The 18,459-nt window shown below is 67.3% G+C and carries 21 protein-coding genes and 1 pseudogene; 13 read left to right on the forward strand and 9 right to left on the reverse strand.

The window, feature by feature from the left end; translation table 11 throughout:
* Positions 1-68 precede the first annotated feature (68 nt).
* Complete coding sequence (locus VD964_RS25855) at positions 69-521, forward strand: group III truncated hemoglobin (protein ID WP_324871349.1); 453 nt, start codon at positions 69-71, stop codon at positions 519-521.
* Positions 522-563: 42 nt separating this feature from the next.
* Here VD964_RS25855 and VD964_RS25860 read toward each other — a convergent pair whose 3' ends face one another.
* Positions 564-764: a YdcH family protein gene (locus VD964_RS25860; protein ID WP_012974357.1), complete on the reverse strand. Its 201-nt coding sequence runs from the start codon at positions 762-764 to the stop codon at positions 564-566.
* 268 nt (positions 765-1,032) lie between these two features.
* On the opposite strand from VD964_RS25860, the gene VD964_RS25865 reads away from it, so the two are divergent.
* Complete coding sequence (locus VD964_RS25865; RefSeq protein ID WP_194915168.1) at positions 1,033-2,127, forward strand: ATP-dependent 6-phosphofructokinase; 1,095 nt, start codon at positions 1,033-1,035, stop codon at positions 2,125-2,127.
* Between the two features lie 8 nt (positions 2,128-2,135).
* The gene (locus tag VD964_RS25870; protein WP_324871350.1) at positions 2,136-2,579 is read left to right on the forward strand and encodes a TIGR02444 family protein; all 444 of its coding nucleotides are present in this window, start codon (positions 2,136-2,138) and stop codon (positions 2,577-2,579) included.
* 17 nt (positions 2,580-2,596) lie between these two features.
* Here the strand turns inward: VD964_RS25870 and VD964_RS25875 are convergent, their stop codons facing one another.
* Positions 2,597-3,025 carry a hypothetical protein gene (locus VD964_RS25875; protein ID WP_324871351.1) on the reverse strand — a complete coding sequence of 143 codons (429 nt, stop codon included), beginning with the start codon at positions 3,023-3,025 and terminating at the stop codon, positions 2,597-2,599.
* Positions 3,026-3,206: 181 nt separating this feature from the next.
* Here VD964_RS25875 and VD964_RS25880 point away from each other — a divergent pair, with 181 nt between their 5' ends.
* A complete protein-coding gene (locus VD964_RS25880) occupies positions 3,207-4,982 on the forward strand; it encodes a tetratricopeptide repeat protein (RefSeq protein WP_324871352.1) in 1,776 nt (591 codons plus the stop codon).
* Here VD964_RS25880 and VD964_RS25885 read toward each other — a convergent pair.
* The 5 genes from VD964_RS25885 to VD964_RS25905 form a co-directional block, all read right to left on the reverse strand.
* Complete coding sequence (locus VD964_RS25885) at positions 4,958-5,227, reverse strand: hypothetical protein (protein WP_324871353.1); 270 nt, start codon at positions 5,225-5,227, stop codon at positions 4,958-4,960. The genes VD964_RS25880 and VD964_RS25885 overlap by 25 nt on opposite strands.
* A 114-nt stretch (positions 5,228-5,341) precedes the next feature.
* Positions 5,342-6,022, reverse strand: a complete 681-nt coding sequence (locus VD964_RS25890; protein ID WP_324871354.1) for a carbonic anhydrase — start codon at positions 6,020-6,022, stop codon at positions 5,342-5,344.
* Positions 6,023-6,146: 124 nt separating this feature from the next.
* Entirely contained in the window at positions 6,147-6,740 is a 594-nt protein-coding gene (locus VD964_RS25895) for a UbiX family flavin prenyltransferase (protein ID WP_324871355.1), read from the reverse strand.
* Between the two features lie 48 nt (positions 6,741-6,788).
* Complete coding sequence (locus tag VD964_RS25900) at positions 6,789-7,403, reverse strand: DUF1013 domain-containing protein (protein ID WP_310113951.1); 615 nt, start codon at positions 7,401-7,403, stop codon at positions 6,789-6,791.
* Between the two features lie 309 nt (positions 7,404-7,712).
* Entirely contained in the window at positions 7,713-8,729 is a 1,017-nt protein-coding gene (locus VD964_RS25905) for an NAD(P)H-quinone oxidoreductase (RefSeq protein ID WP_324871356.1), read from the reverse strand.
* A 141-nt stretch (positions 8,730-8,870) separates the two neighbouring features.
* Between VD964_RS25905 and VD964_RS25910 the strand changes: the two genes are divergently transcribed.
* Positions 8,871-9,068: a DUF1192 family protein gene (locus VD964_RS25910; RefSeq protein WP_014247741.1), complete on the forward strand. Its 198-nt coding sequence runs from the start codon at positions 8,871-8,873 to the stop codon at positions 9,066-9,068.
* Between the two features lie 56 nt (positions 9,069-9,124).
* Here VD964_RS25910 and VD964_RS25915 read toward each other — a convergent pair whose 3' ends face one another.
* Both VD964_RS25915 and VD964_RS25920 read right to left on the reverse strand, forming a co-directional pair.
* Positions 9,125-9,949 carry a DUF2189 domain-containing protein gene (locus VD964_RS25915; protein ID WP_324871357.1) on the reverse strand — a complete coding sequence of 275 codons (825 nt, stop codon included), beginning with the start codon at positions 9,947-9,949 and terminating at the stop codon, positions 9,125-9,127.
* 177 nt (positions 9,950-10,126) lie between these two features.
* Positions 10,127-10,309 (reverse strand): DUF4169 family protein, encoded by a 183-nt coding sequence (locus VD964_RS25920; RefSeq protein ID WP_324871358.1) that lies wholly within the window; start codon positions 10,307-10,309, stop codon positions 10,127-10,129.
* Positions 10,310-10,662: 353 nt separating this feature from the next.
* Here VD964_RS25920 and VD964_RS25925 point away from each other — a divergent pair, with 353 nt between their 5' ends.
* The 8 genes and pseudogenes from VD964_RS25925 (at position 10,663) to VD964_RS25960 (ending at position 18,388) form a co-directional block, all read left to right on the forward strand.
* The gene (locus VD964_RS25925; RefSeq protein WP_324871359.1) at positions 10,663-13,902 is read left to right on the forward strand and encodes an AsmA family protein; all 3,240 of its coding nucleotides are present in this window, start codon (positions 10,663-10,665) and stop codon (positions 13,900-13,902) included.
* A gap of 114 nt (positions 13,903-14,016) precedes the next feature.
* Positions 14,017-14,412 (forward strand): accessory factor UbiK family protein, encoded by a 396-nt coding sequence (locus VD964_RS25930; RefSeq protein WP_324871360.1) that lies wholly within the window; start codon positions 14,017-14,019, stop codon positions 14,410-14,412.
* Between the two features lie 272 nt (positions 14,413-14,684).
* A complete protein-coding gene (locus tag VD964_RS25935; protein ID WP_149223467.1) occupies positions 14,685-15,188 on the forward strand; it encodes a YbjN domain-containing protein in 504 nt (167 codons plus the stop codon).
* 38 nt (positions 15,189-15,226) lie between these two features.
* The gene (proC, locus tag VD964_RS25940) at positions 15,227-16,048 is read left to right on the forward strand and encodes a pyrroline-5-carboxylate reductase (protein WP_324871361.1); all 822 of its coding nucleotides are present in this window, start codon (positions 15,227-15,229) and stop codon (positions 16,046-16,048) included.
* Positions 16,049-16,219: 171 nt separating this feature from the next.
* Positions 16,220-17,080, forward strand: a complete 861-nt coding sequence (locus tag VD964_RS25945) for a hypothetical protein (protein WP_324871362.1) — start codon at positions 16,220-16,222, stop codon at positions 17,078-17,080.
* Between the two features lie 186 nt (positions 17,081-17,266).
* Positions 17,267-17,491: pseudogene (locus tag VD964_RS25950) on the forward strand (calcium-binding protein); the annotation flags it as partial.
* Positions 17,492-17,494: 3 nt separating this feature from the next.
* Positions 17,495-17,872 carry a hypothetical protein gene (locus VD964_RS25955; protein WP_324871462.1) on the forward strand — a complete coding sequence of 126 codons (378 nt, stop codon included), beginning with the start codon at positions 17,495-17,497 and terminating at the stop codon, positions 17,870-17,872.
* Between the two features lie 33 nt (positions 17,873-17,905).
* Entirely contained in the window at positions 17,906-18,388 is a 483-nt protein-coding gene (locus VD964_RS25960) for a YbaK/EbsC family protein (protein ID WP_324871363.1), read from the forward strand.
* The last annotated feature ends 71 nt before the right edge of the window (positions 18,389-18,459 follow it).

Raw genomic sequence — 18,459 nt, forward strand, 5'->3', positions numbered from 1 at the left:
GTTCCACTTATGGTGCCGTCCTATATGAACTGGATAGACCCTAGGCAATTCCGGACCGGACCCATCGCATGACCGACACCGTTCCCAGCGAAGACCAGCGCAACGAGCACCGCGACATCCGCACCGCCATGGCGGAGGAACGGATGGCCACCGTCGGCATCAATGAGGCGTCGATCGAAACGCTGGTGCGGACCTTCTACGGCAAGATCATGAAGGATGACGTGCTGGGGCCCATCTTCGGCCGGGCCATCACCGATTGGGAACCGCACCTGCGCAAGATGATGGATTTCTGGTCGTCCATTGCCCTGCTGACCCAGCGCTACGACGGGCGGCCGATGCCGGTCCACATCTCGCTGGGGCTGGAGCCGCAGCATTTCGAACGCTGGTTGGGCCTGTTCCGCGAGACCGCCCACGAACTCTTCCCGCCCGACGGCGCCGCCTTCCTGATCGGCAAGGCGGAGAACATCGCCCGCAGCTTCCAGATGGGCATCCAGTTCTTCACGGTGCCGAAGAAGGGATGAGGGCGAATTTGATGCCCTCTTCCACAGTGGGGGAGGGCATGCCTACGCGATGATATCCGGCAGGAGCCGGCTTTCCAGGACCATGATCTGGTCCTTCAGCATCAGCTTGCGCTTCTTCAGCCGCTGCATCTGCAGCTGGTCGTAGGGCGCGCGTTCGGCGAGCCGGGCGATGACGTCGTCCAGGTCGCGGTGCTCGCTGCGCAAGCTCGCCAGCTTTTCCTTCAAAATCTCTTGCTCGTTCATCGCGCCCGTAGGAAGTGGCCGTTGCCCCGGATGGGTCGGGGGTGCTCTTGCGGGTGGCCCTTTGGCTGGGCGGGCCGCACTATACCAGATTTCCGGCGGGACGGCACCGTCAAACCACCGGTTTCGTCCTTTGGCCATGAGGAGCGCGGCGATCGTCCGGCGGGGGCATTCCACCTTTGCGGATGCGGGCAACGATTGCGGGAAATGCCTGTTCCGGTAACATGGTGGTTGATTTCAACAAACAGGCGAACGGGACGGGAACCCCTCAATGACTGCCCCAAAGAAAGCCGGCAAGCGCATCGGCATCCTGACCAGCGGCGGCGACTGCGCCGGGCTGAACGCCGTCATCCGTGCGGTGGTCCACCGGGCCACCGGCTATGGCTGGCAGGTGCTGGGCATCAAGGAAGGCACCCAGGGCCTGCTGCAGCGCCCGGTGCAGTACCAGACGCTCGACCTCGGTTCCGTCGACGGCCACATGATGCGTCAGGGCGGCACCATCCTGGGCACGACCAACCGCGGTGATCCCTTCGCCTATCCGATGCCCGACGGCACGCTGAAGGACCGGTCGGACGAGATCATCGGCGGCTACCGCGAACTCGGCCTGGACGCCCTGATCGGCATCGGCGGCGACGGCAGCTTCGCCATCCTGCACAAGCTGGCGCAGAAGGGCGGCTTCCCGATGGTGGGCGTGCCCAAGACCATCGACAACGACCTGGGCAAGACCGAGGTGTCGGTCGGCTACGACACCGCCGTCGCCGTGGCGGTGGAGGCGCTCGACCGCCTGCAGCCGACCGCGGCCAGCCACCACCGCGTCATGGTGCTGGAGGTGATGGGCCGCGACGCCGGCCACATCGCGCTGGCGGCCGGAATCGCCGGCGGAGCCGACGTGATCCTGATTCCGGAAATCGCCTATTCCATCGAGAGCATCGCGGCGAAGATCCAGGATGTCCGCAATACCGGCCGCAACTTCGCCCTGGTCGTGGTGTCGGAGGCGGTGAAGACGCTGGAGGGCACCGGAGTCAAGAAGGTGCTGCAGGGCGGCGAGAAGCGCTATGGCGGCATCGGCGACTACATCGGCGAGAAGATCGCCGACGCCACCGGTGCCGAGACTCGCGTCACCGTTCTGGGCCATGTCCAGCGCGGCAGCATGCCCAGCCCGCGCGACCGGCTGATCGCGTCCGCCTTCGGCGTCCACGCCGTCGACCTGATCGCGGAGGGCAAGTTCAACCGCATGGTCGCCTGGTCGAATCGCGGCGTCATCGACGTGCCGATCACCGAGGCGATCGAACATTACTCCTGCGTCGAACTCGACGGGGCGCTGGTCAAGACCGCCCGCGGCCTGAACATCAGCTTCGGCGATTGAGCGGGACGGTGAACCCGTTCTGGGACTTCTCCCTGGCCGTCTACGGGCGGCCGGGGGTTCCAGCCCTTTGCCTGTCGTTGCAGGACCGGCGCGGGGTGGACGTCAATGTGCTGCTGTTCGCCGCCTGGGCTGGGCTGGAGTGCGGCGTCCGCCTGTCCGAGGCCGAGCTTGCCCGCATCGATTCGGCAGTTTCCGGCTGGCGGGAGGAGGTCGTTCGCCCCTTGCGCGCCCTGCGCCGCCGCGCCAAGGATGAGGACGACGCATTCTACCGCCGCATGAAGGCCGCGGAACTGGAGGCCGAGCGTGTCCAGCAGGACCGGCTGTTCGTCGCCGCCGGGTTCATGCCGCGGCCGGGCGGCAGCGCGGAGTTGGCCGCCCGGAACATGGCGCTGCTGGTGTCGGGCGGCGATCCGGCACTGGACGAACTGGCGGGGGTGCTGGCCGGCCGCTGAGCGACTGCCCCGTCATCCTACCGGTTCAGGATCAGTTCGTTCGGATCGCGCACCGTGTCCGACACCAGAGCGGGTTTGCCGGCATAGAAGGCGCTGCAGCGCTTGCCGCTGACCAGTCGGGTCAGCGCTGCCTCCCACTCGCGGCCCTTGGGACCGATGATTCGCAGCTTCAACTGGTCGACCAGCGGGAAGACCTTGAACTGATCGATCTCGATCGGCTCGGAGGTCACGGTGGTGAAGGCCTCCTGCTTCAGGGTCAGGGTCTTGCCGTTGATTTCCAGCGTGATGTCCTGCGCCCACGGGCAGCCGTTCGGCTTCGCGCCTTCGCTGGCAATCGCTGGTGCCGTTCCGCCGACGCACAGCGAGAGTATGAGGGCCGCGGCGGCAAGAACGCGCGTCCGGCAGGCGCCGTGTCTGGAAAAGGCCCGGGCTTGGCGCGAGGTCATGATCCGCTCCTTGGAAAACGGCGCGGACAATAGCGATGCATCAGTCTCATGACAATCCAGGGAAAATCCCGATTCTGTGACCGTTTGCGACGATTGGCGACGGTGCCCGACTGGACTGGTGCCGCCGCCGCGGCGCATGATCCGAAACACCGCCGACCCCCGCCAACCCGCAAGAGTCCCGATGGTCACTTTGTCGCAGGCCCTGCAGATCGCACTCGACCACCATCAGGCGGGCCGGGTGGCGGAGGCGGAAGATATCTACCGCCGGATCCTTGGCGCCGACCCGGAATATGCCGATGCCATGCAGCTTCTGGGCGTCCTGGCCGCACAGACAGGACAAATGGAGGCGGCGGTGCGGCGGCTTCGCCTCGCGGTGGCATTGTGCCCTGATTCCGCAGGCGGCTGGTCCAACCTCGCCGGGGCCGAGCAGTCGGCGGGCGCCGTGGAGCGGGCGGTGCGGCTCTATGGCCGGGCGCTGTGCCTGATGCCGGAGTTGGCCGATGCCCATGCCAGCCGGTCCGCGGCCCTGCGCAGGCTTGGGCGGCATGATGCGGCGCTGGCGGCCGCCGCTGTGGCGTCGAGTCTGGCGCCGGATCATGCCGACGCGCTGGCCAACCGGGCGGCGGCGCTTCTGTCGCACGGCGAGGCCCAGGCGTCGGAAACCTGCGCACGCCGGTCGCTGCGCCTGAATGGACGGTCAGCCGTGGCTCACGCAACCTTGGCCGCCGCTCTCGCCGCGCAACGCCGCTGGACCGATGCCGAAGCGGCGGCCCGCGACTCGCTGACGGCCGACCGCAACCTCGGCGAGGCATGGGAGGTGTTGGGCGCGGTGCTGGCGAAGCTCGGGCGCTTTCCCGAATCGCTGGACGCCTTCGCCAATGCCGCGCGCCTGCGGCCCGGTCCTTCGCTGTGGGCGGCCCGCGGCACCGCGCTGATCGCCATGGCCCGGCCGGATGACGCCGCCGCCGAGTTCGAGCGCGCGCTGGCCGACCGGCCGCAGGATGCCGGGCTGCACTGGAACCTCGGATTTGCCCGGCTGATGGCCGGTGACTATGCCGGAGGCTGGCCGGAGTTCGAGTGGCGCCGCCACGACGAGCGTGCCGAGCCGCCCTGGCGTCGCTTCTCCCAACCGACATGGCGGGGGGAGGCATTGGAGGGCCGGACCATCCTGCTCTATGCCGAACAGGGACTGGGCGACACGCTGCAGTTCCTGCGCTATGTCCCGCTGGTGGCCGCCCGCAGCGGCCGGGTGGTTCTGGAGGTTCAGCCGTCCCTGCTGCCGCTGACGGCGGGGGTGGACGGACCGGCCCAGGTGATCGCGCGCGGCGACCCGCTGCCGCCCTTCGATCTGGAATGCCCGCTGATGAGCCTGCCGCGCGCCTTCGGCACGGTGTCGGACGACGTGCCGGCGACCGTTCCCTATCTGCGGGCCGATCCGGCGCGTGTCGCAGTGTGGCGCGAGCGCCTTGCGGCGGGAGAGGGGCTGCGGGTCGGCCTTGTCTGGGCGGGCAACCCGCGTTTTCCCGGCGATGACCAGCGCTCTCCCCGGCTGGCCAGTTTGCGCGGGCTGTTGGATGTGCCGGGCTGCCGCTTCTTCGGGTTGCAGATGGGACCGGGGCGGGCCGATCTCACGCAAGCGGCTTTGCCGGACGGCTTCACCGATCTGGCCCCGGAGATCGCCGATTTCGCCGATACGGCGGCGATCATGAGAAATCTGGATTTGGTGGTGTCGTCCTGCACCGGACCGGCGCATCTGGCCGGGGCGCTCGGCGTTCCGCTTTGGGTGGCGCTGCCCTTCTCCGCCGACTGGCGCTGGATGGCCGGCCGCGACGACAGCCCATGGTATCCGACCGCCCGCCTGTTCCGGCAGCCGGCGCCCGGCGACTGGAGGTCAGTCGCCGGGCGCATGGCCGCCGAACTGTCGGTTCTGGCTCAACGCTTGATGCCGTCGCCGTAGCGCGAGCAGTCGTAATCGTCGGTTCCGACCTCTGCCCGGCCGCCGTTGGATGTGTTGTAGCGCGGATCGTCGCAGCGGCCGTTGCGCGCATAGGGCGAGTCTGAGCTGCCCGACCCGAACAGGCCGCCGCCACCGCTGCCGCCGAACAGCCCACCGCCGCTGCTGCCGCTGTTGCCCGTCTGGTTGCAGGCGGCCAGCGCAAGGGGGGCGGCGATCAGGATCACAAGTGGAAGTACAGTCTTCATGGCGTTCCCTACCTCTTGTCGGAGTGAAGAAAACCTCTTTCCTTCGCTCTCAACAGGGTAGGGCGCCCTGAAATTCCCGTGCTCGCGCTTGGGTACGGCGTTTGCGCGGCTTTCTTACTCGACCGGCTGGAACAGGCGGGTGGAGGGGTTGATCGCCCACATCTCGCCCGACTGGATGTCAAACCACCAGCCATGGATGTTCAGCGTCCCCGCTTCCACGCGTTCACGCACGAAGGGGAAGGTCATCAGGTTTTCGACCGACGCGCGAACCGCCGCCCGTTCGATCACTGCCGGGGTATTCTGCAGCTTTTCCGCATCGGCCCGCGCCTGTTCCGAACCTTCCGGCCCGACATAGGGATCGAGCGCCGAGCCGGCGATCGACACCCAGGGGGACACGAAATCATCCTCCGACTTCTGGCCGGCGCGCAGCCGGATCAGACCCTGGATGCCGCCGCACTGGGCGTGACCCAGCACGATGATCTCCGACACCTTCAGCGACTTGACCGCATATTCGATGGCGGCCGAAGTGCCGTGATAGGCGCCGTCGGGCTGATAGGGCGGGACGAGGTTGGCGACGTTGCGCACGACGAACAGCTCGCCGGGCTCGGCCATGGTCAGCAGGGCGGGGTCGACGCGGCTGTCGGAACAGCCGATCAGCAGAACTTCCGGATGCTGCCCTTCGGTCGCCAGCTGGCGCATGCTGTCGGGTCGGCGTTCGTAATAGCGGGCGCGGAACGCTCTGATGCCGGCCAGAAGCTGGCGGATGGGCTCGCTCGGTTGACTGCTGAAGGGCATGGTCGGCTTGTCCCCGTTACTGTCGGCCGGCGGCAGCGCCGGCTCCGCATCATTTCGCATTGACAGCGGTATAACGGCATTGCGCCCGCGGTCCAAGCCGCCTGTTGCGGCATCGCAGCGCGGGTCAGCCCTCCGCCGAACGCTCACCCCACCGGCGCAGATTGCCGGCGTCCAGCCCGAACAGGTCCAGCACCCGTCCCACCGAATGGTCCACCAGATCGTCGATGCTGTCGGGCCGCGCATAGAAGGCGGGCACCGGCGGCGCGATCACCGCACCCATCTCCGCCAGCGCGGTCATCGTGCGCAGATGGCCCAGATGCAGCGGCGTCTCCCGCACCATCAGGACCAGCCGCCGCCGCTCCTTCAGCGCCACGTCCGCCGCGCGGGTCAGCAGGGTGGAGGTGACGCCGCTGGCGATCTCGCTCATCGTGCGGACCGAACAGGGGGCGACCACCATGCCCAGCGTGCGGAAGCTGCCGCTGGAGATCGCAGCCCCGATATCGGCAGTGGAATAGCTGACGTCGGCCAGCGCCCGCAGTTCCGCCACCTTCATGGCGGTTTCATGCGCCAGCGTCACTTCGGCTGACCGGCTGACGACCAGATGCGATTCGACGCCGATCCGCCGCAGCGTCTGCAGCATGCGGATACCGTAGATCACCCCCGACGCGCCGCTGATGCCGACGACGAGCCGGGGCGGAGGTGTGTTGCGGTCGGTCATCGCAGGCCTTCATGCCCTCTCCCACACGGGTGGGGGAGAGGGATGGCATCAGTGGGCGTCTTCCTGTTCGGAATAGCGGTCGTCGTCGCGGTTCTCGCCGTAGAAGTCCTCTCCGGCATCCTCCGGCGCGCGCGGCACGCCGCCGCGGCGGATGGCCAGCGCCAGTGCCTCTTCCAACTCACGGCCGGAGCAGAGGCCCAGCATGACCGGGCTGCGCGGCTTGATGTTTGCGACGTTCCAGTGGGTGCGGTCGCGCACCGCGGCGATGGTCGGCTTGGTGGTGCCGATCAGGCGGCAGACCTGGGCGTCCGACAGTTCCGGATGATGCTTCAGCAGCCAGGCGATGGCGTCGGGCTTGTCGCCGCGCTTGGTGATCGGGGTGTAGCGCGGACCCTTGGACCGGGAGGCGACCTGCGGCAGGTCGGCGACCAGCAGCTTCAGGCGCAGATCCTGGTTCTTCTCGCAGCGCTCGATCTCCTGCTTGGTCAGCTGGCCGTTGGCGATGGGGTCGAGCCCCACCATCCCGACCGCGACCTCGCCGTCGGCGATGGCCTGGACTTCCAGCGAATGCATGCCGCAGAAGGCGGCGATCTGCTCGAAGGACAAGGACGTGTTCTCGACCAGCCAAACGGCCGTCGCTTTCGGCATCAAGGGCAGTGCCATCATCCCTCCTGACAACTCTTCACCGGCCGCACCCGCTGGCGGGTGGTGCGGCCGGCCGTTCGAACTGGTTATGCGGCGCGAGAGCGGTTCCGCGACCCCGGGGCGGTTGCCCCATTCTCGTCACCACGATATAGGGCGAATACCGGTCCGCGTAAGCATGCTTGCGCAGGCGCACCGGGAAATCCCGGCCGCCCGCTCGCCTCTGCTAACCCGTCTTGGCAGCCTAAGGCAAGCCCGACGGCGCCGTGTCGACGAAGAAAGCGCAGAATGCGGTCCGGCTTTGCGTTCCGGACCGCCCCGGCAGGCCGTTCAGGCTGCGTCGGGTCCGATCGTCAGCACGATCTTTCCGATATGGGTGCTGCTTTCCATCAGGCGATGGGCCTCGGCCGCCTCCTCCAGCGGGAAGGTGCAGTGGATCTGCGGCTTGATGCTGCCGGACTCCAGCAGCGGCCAGACATGCTCGCGGAGCGCGGCGGCGATGCGGCCCTTCTCGGGCACCGGGCGGGCGCGCAGGGTCGATCCGGTCAGCGTCAGCCGCTTGGTCATCACCGGCGCCATGTTCAGCGACACCTTGGCCCCTTGCAGGAAGGCGATGGAGACGTGGCGGCCGTCGACCGCCATGATGTCGATGTCGCGGGCGATGTAGTCGCCGCCGACCATGTCCAGCACCACGTCGACGCCGCGCCCGCCGGTCGCCTCGCGGATCACGGCGACGAAGTCCTCGGTCTTGTAGTTGATGGCCCGGTCGGCGCCGAGCTGCTCGCAGGCGCGGCACTTGTCGTCGCTGCCGGCTGTGGTGAAGACCGTGGCGCCGAAAGCCTTCGCCAACTGGATCGCCGTGGTGCCGATGCCGCTCGACCCGCCATGGATCAACAGCGTCTCGCCGCGCTTCAGGGCGCCGCGTTCGAACACATTGGTCCAGACGGTGAAGAAGGTCTCGGGCACCGCCGCCGCTTCGACCATCGACAGCGATCCGGGCACCGGCAGGGCCTGCACCGCCGGCACCACGCAATATTCGGCATAGCCGCCGCCGGCCACCAGTGCGCAGACGCGGTCGCCGCTGGCCCAGGTCTCGACGCCCTCGCCGACGGCGATCACCGTGCCGGACAGCTCCAGCCCGGGCAGGTCGGAGGCGCCCGGCGGCGGGTCGTAGCGGCCCTGGCGCTGCAGGGTGTCGGGACGGTTCACGCCCGCGGCGGCGACCTCCACCAGGATCTCGCCGGGACCCGGCACGGGGGCCGGGCGGCGGGTGGGGCGCAGCACCTCCGGCCCTCCGGGCTGGGTGATCTCGACGCAGCGCATGCTGTCGGGCAAGGCGAGGCCCATGGCGTTCTTCCCTTCTTTTCCGTGGTCGGGCAGGCGTTTGCCGGCACCGGTGCATTGGAATTGTCCGGCTCGAAAGGTAGATTTGACCGACCGGCCTGACAAGGCGAAGGCGGAACACGCGGCAGGGAAGGGAACCAAGCCATGGCCATCGACGACCGTTTCGAGGATCTGGAGCCGCGAAAGGCCAAGCCGGCGCCGAAGGACCTGACCGTGATGGGCGTGGCCGAGCTTGAGGCCTACATCGCCACGCTGCAGGCGGAGGTCGAACGTGCCCGCGCCGCCATCGCGGCGAAGCAGGCGCAGAAATCGGCGGCCGAGGCATTCTTCAAGAAGGGCTGACGAAAAAAGCCCTCCCCCGCGGGCGGGAGAGGGCTTTTTTTAGAAATGTCGGCGCTTCACCGTCCCGGGCCGACCAGATCGCGGTAGCAGTGCCAGGAGGCATGGCCGATCACCGGCAGCGCGATCGCCAGACCGATGAAGGCGGTGACCATTCCGGCGCTCATGAACAGGGCGATCAGGAAGCCCCAGGCGATCATCGGCCGAATGTTCGCCCGCACCACGGCGATGCTGGTCGCCATGGCGGTGAAGACGTCGGTGTCGCGGTCCAGCAGCATCGGGATCGACACCACGGCGACGGAGAAGACCGCGGTCGCGATGACCCCGCCGAACAACGTGCCGGTCAACAGGAACGGAATGGTGTCGGCCGAGAAGAAGATGCGGTCGACCAGCTGGTCCAGCGCCGGCGGCTCGCCCGAGAAGAACAGGGCGAAGATCAGGAAGGCGATACGGATCCAGGCCAGCATTGCCAGCATCAGGACCAGTCCGATCCCGGCGATCTGCACCCCGTTGCGGCGATAAACGGCGGCAACCTTGCCGAAGGTCGGCCGTTCGCCAAGCTCCAGCAGCCGGCTGGTCTCGTACAGCCCGACCGCCAGGAGCGGGCCGACCAGCATGAAGCCGGCCCCCATCGGCAGCAGCAGGTATTCCATGTCCAGCAGGGCCAGCCCGACCACAAGGACGAAGCTGGAGATCACCGCCAGCGCGCCATAGGCGAAGCTGATGGCGGGGGCCGCCATCATGTCCTGCCAGGCCGACGCCAGCCAGACCCAGGGGCGGTCGATTTCCACCGTCCGGATCGGCGGCAGCCAAGCCGGACTGTGGGCCGAGTTGTGGGATTGAGGCGTTTGAACGGATCCGCGAAACGACGTCATGTCGACCATGATGACGGCCCTCCCCAACAGCCAAGGAGCGCACCGGTCGGCGCCCTTGGCAGGCACTGTCACATGATCGGTCCGATAGTCGCAATAGGGAACTATCGGTACATCCAATAGTAACAAAAGCGCTGAGGTTATTCCCAGTGCAAAGCTTGGTCTTTACCGTGCTTTGGCACGAGCAGGTCAGGTTTCGTCGTCAAGCTTATGTCCATCCAAAGTCTGAGTACGCCGCTCGGCCTCCTTGCGGTCGCGCTCCTTCTCGGCCTTGGTGCGTCCGAATCGGGCCCGATTCGCTTCGGCTTCCTTCGCCCGTTCGGCCCGCTCGCGGGTCTTGCGGAAGCGGTTGAGGTTGACCACGTCGCCCATGGCACGGTCTCCGGCTGCTGAATCTGGGTTTTCGGGTCCGGCGCGGCCGGATGGGCGGCGGCGCGCGGAGAATTCCTGGGGAAAAAATCGGACAGGCCCCAACTTGGCCGTGGGATTGCCCAAATTGCTTGTTTCTTCTGCGGGCGCTAGCTTACCGAAGGACTGTCCTCATCGGAAGCCGCCATCGGGTCCCGACCGGCGCGGAGGGTGAGGGGCAGCGAAGGCAAGCGCGTGTCGGTTCGTATCCCATGCGGGGACGGGCCGGTGCCGGTCGATGGCGGCGACGTGGTAACAATGACGTGGCAAAGGGGCACGGCCGAGGATAAGGCCGGCGCAGGGAAGGCGGACACCCGGTGAAGAAGATCCTGATCGCTGCACTGGCCGGACTGGTGGTTCTGGCCGGCATCCTGTTGGCAGCGCCGAGCCTGATCGATTGGAACGCCTACAAGGGCACCATCGCCGAGCGTGTATCGCAAGCGACCGGGCGCCGGGTGGAATTGCGGGGCGACGTCGGCTTCACCCTGCTGCCGTCGCCGGCGCTGACGGTGCGCGACGCCCGGCTCGCCAACGCTTCCGGTGCAGCCGAGCCCGACATGGTGCGGCTGAAGAAGCTGGATGCCCGCGTCGCGCTCGGCCCCCTGCTGAGCGGCCGCATCCAGGTGGAGAGCATCACGCTGGTCGAGCCGACCTTCGTGGTGCAAGTCCTGATGGACGGCCGGATCAACTGGGACCTGTCCACCACCGGCAGCAGGCCCGGCGACGGGCTGGGCGCCGCCGAGGGGCTGGTGTCCGCCGTCAGCTTCGATCAGGTGCTGATCGACAACGGCACCGTGATCTATCGCGACGACCGCAATGGCCGGACCGAGACGGTGGAGGGGCTGAGCGCCCGCATCGCCGCCGGCAGCCTGAACGGTCCCTTCCAGATCCAGGGCGATTTCCGTTTCCGCGGCCTGCCTCTTCATGGCGAGGCGACCGCCGGCCGCTTCACCGAAGGTGCGGCGGTTCCGGTGCGGGCGACCCTGTCGATGCCCCATACCGACGCGACCCTCCGCTTCGCCGGCATCCTGACCGGCGGCGGCGGATCGAAGGTGCAGGGCGACCTCCGCGCCGAGGGCAGCGACTTCGCCAAGCTGGTGGACGCGCGCCGGCCTGCGGCGCTGGCCCAGCCCTTCAACCTGCGCGCGACGGTGGAGGCGGGGACCAGCCTCGCGACCTTCTCCAGCCTGGAAGCCCAATTGGGCGACACCCGCGCCACCGGAAATGCCACCCTGCGGGCCGGCGACCCCGCCAAGCGCGAGGCGCCGCGCACCGAACTCACGCTCGCCGTCAATCGGCTTGACCTGGATTCCTGGCTGGCGCGGGGCGGGCAGGGGGGCACGGCCGGCGGTTCCGCCACCACGGCTCCGGCAAACCCCGCAGGCACCGGCGCCAAGCAGTCGGGCCTGTCCTTCGCCCTGCCGATCGGGGTGGAGGCCAAGCTGGACGTGGCCGTCGATGCCATGAGCTACAATGGCGGGGTGGTGCGTCAGGGCCGGGTCGAGGCGAGCCTGACCGACGGCCGGCTGAACATCGACCGTATCAGCGCCCTGCTGCCCGGCGGGTCGGACTTCGTCGCGGCGGGAGAGGTGACCACGCCGGGTGGCCTGCCGACGCTCGACATGCGGATGGAGGCGAATGCCGACAACCTGCGCGCCCTGCTGGAGTGGGCGAAGCTGGATGTCCGTTCCGTTCCCGCCGACCGGCTGCGCCGCGCTTCCCTGGCCGCCCGGCTGCAGGGCCATGCCGACCGCTTCGAGATGTCGGGAATCGATTTCCGCTTCGACAGCAGCCGGCTGAGCGGTGCGGTCGCCTATGTCGACCGCGGCCGTCCCGCCTTCGGCGCCCGCCTCGAACTCGACCGCCTTTACCTGGACGGCTATCTGCCGGCCGAACCCCAGCCGGCCCAGCCGGCCACACCAAACTCGGCCCAGCCGGCAGCGCCACGCGCCCTCGGACCGCGGGCCGGCTCCACCGGCTCGGCGCCGATGCCGCAGCGGCTTCTCGGCCTTGCCGACGCCAACCTCGACCTGCGGATCGGGCAGTTGACCGTGGGCGGCTTGCCGGTCCAGGGGCTTCATCTGGATGCGACGGTCGCCTCCGGCGCGCTGACGGTGCGCGAAGCCAAGGTGGACAACATCGCCGGCCTGACGGCGCGGGTGGACGGGCAGGTCGCCAGCCTGATGCCGTTGCGCGGCGTGAACCTTTCCCTGGCCGCGGAGGCCAAATCGCTCGGCGGGCTGCCCAGCGCCGTCGCCTGGCCGTCCGGTTTGCCGGCGCCGGAACGGCTGGGCTCGGTCAGTGCCAAGGCCCGGCTGGCCGGCGACGGGGAGCGGCTGGCGGTCGAGGCATCCGCCAGCATGCTGGGCGGCGCGCTGGAAGCCGGCGGTGCCGTCCTGGGGCTCGACCGCACGCCCAGCGCCGACCTGAAGCTGCGCGTGACCCATCCGGAGATGGGGCGCGTCGCGGCGCTGTTCGCCGACCGCGGGCTGGCCCGCGCCCTCGGTCCGCTGGACCTTTATGGCGAACTGACGGGGAATGCGACATCGCCGGTGCTGAACAACCTCCAGGGGTTGGTCGCCGGTGTGCCGGTGCGCGGCAAGCTGGTCCTCGACCGCAAGCCGGCGCGGCCCGCCTTCCAGGCCGACCTGCAGACCGGCGATCTCGACCTAGACCGGCTGCGCAACGCGCCGCTGGTGGGCGATGGTGCCGGCCGCAACGCGGGGGCATCCGTCGGCGATCCGGCTGCCGTCGCCCCCGCCGATCCGCTGGCGGATCTCGACTGGATGCAATCGACGGACGGCCGCCTCGCCCTGACCTCCACATCGCTGACGCTGGGCGGGCAGCGCGTCGTGCAGCCGGCGCTGCGGGCGACGCTCTCCGGCGGAACCGCGACCCTGGAGCAGCTGGACGGCGAATGGCAGGGCGGCCAGATCGGCGTCAGCGGCCGTGTCGCCGCCGTTTCAGGGCAGGAGCCGAAGCTCGACGCCGACATCACCGTCATCAAGGCCGATCTCGGGACCGCGCTGTCCGGCTTCGGCGGGCTGGGCCTCGGCGGCGGCGCCGTGGATCTGGACATGACCGTCTCCGGCAGCGGCCATGGCGACGCGCTCGTGCGCAGCCTGGCCGGCCGCGGCCGGGCGGTGGCATCGGGTGGCGTGCTGCGCGGGGTCGATCTCGCCGCTCTGCGCAGCCGGCTGGCTGGGGTTGAGCGCACGCAGGAAGTGCTCGGTGCCGTCGCCGGTGCCCTGCAGGGCGGGGAGACCAGGCTGGAGCGGCTGGACATCCGCTTCGCCATCGAGCAGGGGGTGATTCGCGCCGACGATGCCCGCCTGACCACCGCTCCCGCCGACGGCACGCTGGCCGGTACGGTCTCGCTGCCCGACGAGCGGGTGGATTTGGGGTTGACCCTTAAGGTGAAGGCCGACGGAGACCTGCCGCCGCTGACCCTGCGCATCGCCGGCCCCTGGGACGCACCGACCCAGACTCTGGACCTGAAGGCCCTGCGTGACCGCTTCAATGCGGCGTCCCCGGCCGACCCCGCGGTCCGGCCGTGAGGTCCGCCGCATGCCACGGCTGCGCGCCGTGGCATGCGTGCGATGGGCCAAGGGCGTTGAAGTCGCGGCGCGCGGCGTCCATAATGAACGAACGGTAACCGGAAGTCAGAGCCGATGCAGGTGGACAATAGGATTTTGGACGATCTCGCCCGTGTGGCGGGTGGCGCTCTCGGCGCCTTCTCGTCCTTGCGCGAAGAGGCCGAAGGTCAGCTGCGCGCTCAGCTCGAACGTGTTCTGTCGCGGATGGACGTGGTCAGCCGCGAGGAATACGAGGCCGTCCGCGCCATGGCCGCCAAGGCCCGCGAGGAGCAGGAGGCGATGGCCGAGCGGCTTGCCGCGCTGGAGGCCACCGTCGCGACGCTGACCGCCGGGCATGCCCCGCTGCCGGTCGTGGTCGAGCCAGCCGGCGTTCCGGCGGTGATCGACACCGATCCGGTGACCCCAGCGGCGGCCCCAGCGGCGGCGAAACCCGCCGCGGATATCACCGGCACAGGGCCCACGGCGTCCTGAGCATCTGCGCAGCCGCAACACCCGGCGCCCCTCACGTCATCGTTCCGGCTTGTGTCGCCATCGGCGGCTTGGCCGGTTCTCGGCCGGTTGACGACCCGAACGTCGGCCGGTCCGAACGCTGACCGGGTGCCGATGTGGGCGGACGCCGCGTGCCGATGCTCATCTTTTCATCACCTTCGGGGTATTGGCCCGGACCCGCGCGGTTTGACAGGCGCGTCTTCTGGTCCGGGTGAACGGTACCGCCCATTGCGCCTTCACAGGAGGACGCTGACATGTCGGCAGTAGCCGTCGAAACCACCACTCCCGCCCACAACCCGCTCGACGTGGTCGAGGAGATCGTAACCGCCAACGAGTGGCCCTTCGATCGCGCCACCGAGGACGAACTCGTCGTCGAGATCGGCGGCCGCTGGTGCGACTACCGGCTCTATTTCGTCTGGCAGCCCGATGTCAGTGCGATGCAGTTCTCCTGCCAGTTCGACATGAAGGTCCAGGCTGCCCGCCGCACCGCCGTCGCCGAACTGCTGGCGGAGGTGAACGGCCGCATGTGGCTGGGCCATTTCGACGTCTGCTCGGAGGAGCATACGCCGATGTTCCGCCAGACCATGCTGCTGCGCGGGTCGCGCGGTGCCGCGGTGGAACAGCTCGAGGATCTGGTGGAAATTGCCCTGTCGGAGTGCGAGCGCTTCTACCCGGCCTTCCAGTTCGTGATCTGGGGCGGAAAGTCGGCGCCGGAGGCGGTGTCCGCCGCCATTCTCGACACCATGGGCGAAGCGTAAGCCCGAGCATTGGCTCAAACAGGGGGAATGACGGGGTCATGACGGCGGAAACGGGTGCGTCGCTGCTGCTGGTCGGCTGCGGGAAGATGGGCGGGGCGATGCTGGACGGCTGGCTCGCCGCCGGAACCGCGTCGCGCGTCGTGGTGGTCGACCGGGTGGGTCTGCCGGACCGGCTTGCCGGCGACGCGCGCGTCTCGCCGGCGTCCGGTGCCGACGCCCTACCGGACGGATTTGTTCCCGACGTCGTGGTGCTGGCGGTCAAGCCGCAGGTGATGGAAGAGGCGCTGCCGGCCTACCGGGCGCTGGTCCGCCCCGGCACCGTTTTCCTGTCGATCGCCGCCGGCAAGACCATCGCCTATTTCGAACGCCTGCTGGGAGAGGGGGCGGTCGTTGTCCGCTCCATGCCCAACACCCCGGCCGCGATCGGCCGCGGCATGACCGTGGCGGTGCCGAACGCCCATGTCAGCGCCGCCCAGCGCGACCTGTCCGACCGGCTGCTCCGCGCTGTCGGTGATGTCGCCTGGGTCGAGGATGAAGGGCTGCTGGATCCGGTCACCGCGGTGTCCGGCAGCGGCCCGGCCTATGTCTTCTTCATGGTCGAGGCGATGGCCAAGGCCGGCGAGGCTGCCGGGCTGCCGCCCGATCTGGCGATGCGGCTAGCGCGCGCCACCGTGTCGGGTGCCGGCGCCCTGCTCGACGCGTCGCCGCAGGAGGCCGCTGACCTGCGCAAGGCGGTGACCAGCCCGAACGGCACCACCCAGGCGGCACTGGAGGTTCTGATGGCGCCGGAGGGGCTGCAGCCGGTGATGGGTGCCGCCATCGCCGCCGCCACCCGGCGGTCGCGCGAACTGGCGGGTTGAATTATTAAAACGAAGCCGCGAAAGAAATTGCACCCAAAAGAGTATTTTTGTTTACCAAGGTTGAGAAAGTGATGCAAACTGAGCACGCTATAAGGGCATTGAGGGCTGGGGGATGAGGCGCTAGGTTGCGGGGGAGCCGGCCAAGCTGCTCGCCCTGCGAAGGAGCGCATCATGAAGGTGACTTCAGATCCGACAATGGCCGGAAACATCCGACCGCCAAGCGCCGTACAGGAAAATCCCCAAAAATCCGCTGCCGTACCCGGGAATGCCGGGCCTGCTGTTGGGGCGTCCGGGGTGGTTGTCGACCTCAGATCGGCCATCCAGAATCTCAAACCGGGGATGTCCTATTCCATCGGCGAGGGATATGTGCCTTCCGACATCTCGGCGCCCGGCAATGCTAAGATAAGAAATGTCGGTGTCGCGAACTTCATGAACGCTTTCTCCGAGTGGTCCAATAAGTTGTCGGACTATTGGGGAAAGGTCTCGGATTTCACCAAGAAGACCCTCCATACGTCGAACGATGAGGTGGCCGTTCTCGGTGGAGCTGCCAATGACATCATTCGTAAATCGTTGGCGGCGGGTGGGGTGGTGCGCCCCAATATGCCGGCGATTTTGAAAGAAGGTGGCGCCGAAGATCCCTACGACCCATCGGCATTGGCCAATGCGAGAATTGGCGAGGTTTCCTTAAGCAGGCAGGACGATGGCAGCGGTTCTTCCACCCTGTTGTCATCGGTCAGCTTCGATCGCACGGTCGATATTCCGGATGGGCAGATGAGCGTCGTCGATCTCGATTCTGGCGATGCGACGGCCAACAGCCTGCTTGCCTCCATTTTGTCGGGATCGTTGAGTTCGGCGCTGTCTTCACCCGACCAGTCCGGAAAGTCGGGGATGCACCGGTATGCTGTTACCAATGGCAAATCCGGTGCCGATGCGGTTGTCGGTGCGGTTCTTTTCACGCGCAGCAACGATGATGCCGAGGTTCAAAAGGCTGCCGACCTCTATACGAAGCTCAAATCTCTCCAGCACGCCTAGATCCAAGCTCCGTTGGGAGATGTGAATCACGTCGCTTGCAATACGCGAATCGATGGGCGCTGGCCTATGGCCGGTTTACAATAAAATCCAGAAGATGAGTATATTATGCCTACTTATAACGGAAACTAGGACTCGCAAACGTTTGGGCCGTTCGATGTTGCTGTTACGGTCAACGCCGGTGGTGGTGACGATATTGTTTTCGGATCTCCGTACAATGACGTTCTCAATGGTGATGACGGCAACGACAGCATGAAAGGGGGGCAGGGGAACGATACGCTTACGGGAGGGGCTGGCAATCACCTTCTGTTCGGTGAAGACCAGGACGATCTTATTGTTGGACATGAAGGAAGCGATACGCTCGTCGGTGGAAACAACAACGATACGCTTTATGGCGGAACAGGAAATGATTTTCTTATTGGTGATCAGCCCACGGAATCAGGCATAGATTGGCTGATCGGGAATCAGGGCGACGATACTCTGATTGGTGGCAGTTACAGCGACAATTATGTGTATGATTTTAATCAGAACGATGGATTTGATACTATATTCGATTTCGCTGGATCTGATGATACTCTTTACCTCAATAGCATAAATATCTCAGACGTCAGGTTTTCACATGGATCCGGTGCCTACTCGAACGACCTGATCATTTATTCCTTGAGCGACTATCAGGCAGACGGCATCCTGGGCGGAGCAATTACCATTGCCAACTTCTACGGAGCGGCAAATGGGGATCCCCAGGGAGTCGTCGAGTATCTTGGTGTCGGCGGCAGTTTGTACCGAATTGGTTGATGGTTCGCAGTGCGGCGGCAAGGGGTGTCAGCAGTGACGACGCTCAGCCCCTCCGCTGCCCGTGTCCAGGCCTTGCTGGACAGCATCGGCCTCGGCCATCGCGTGATCGAGCATGAAGGCAGCACCCGCACCTCGGAGGACGCCGCGAACTCCGTCGGCTGCGAGGTGGCGCAGATCGCCAAGTCTCTGATCTTCCGCACCAAGGAGACCAGGCGCCCGGTCCTGGTCGTCGCCAGCGGCACCAACCGGGTGGACGAGAAGGCGGTCGGCCGGCTGATCGGCGAGAAGATCGAGCGGGCCGATGCGGAATTTGTCCGCGAATCGACCGGCTTCGCCATCGGCGGCGTTCCGCCCATCGGCCATGCCGTGCCGCCGCTGGTGCTGATCGACGACGACCTGCTGCGGCTGGAAACCATCTGGGCCGCCGCAGGCACGCCGAACGCCGTGTTCCGCCTGACGCCTGCCGATCTGGTCAGCATGACCGGCGGACGGGTGGAGACCGTGCGCAAGGCGTGACGATTTCGGGGGACGGGTGACGTTTGCCCGTCCGCGCACCACCTTATGACGCGATCCCTGTCGCCTGGAGG

Source organism: Azospirillum sp., assembly GCF_035628975.1.
Taxonomy (GTDB): domain Bacteria; phylum Pseudomonadota; class Alphaproteobacteria; order Azospirillales; family Azospirillaceae; genus Azospirillum.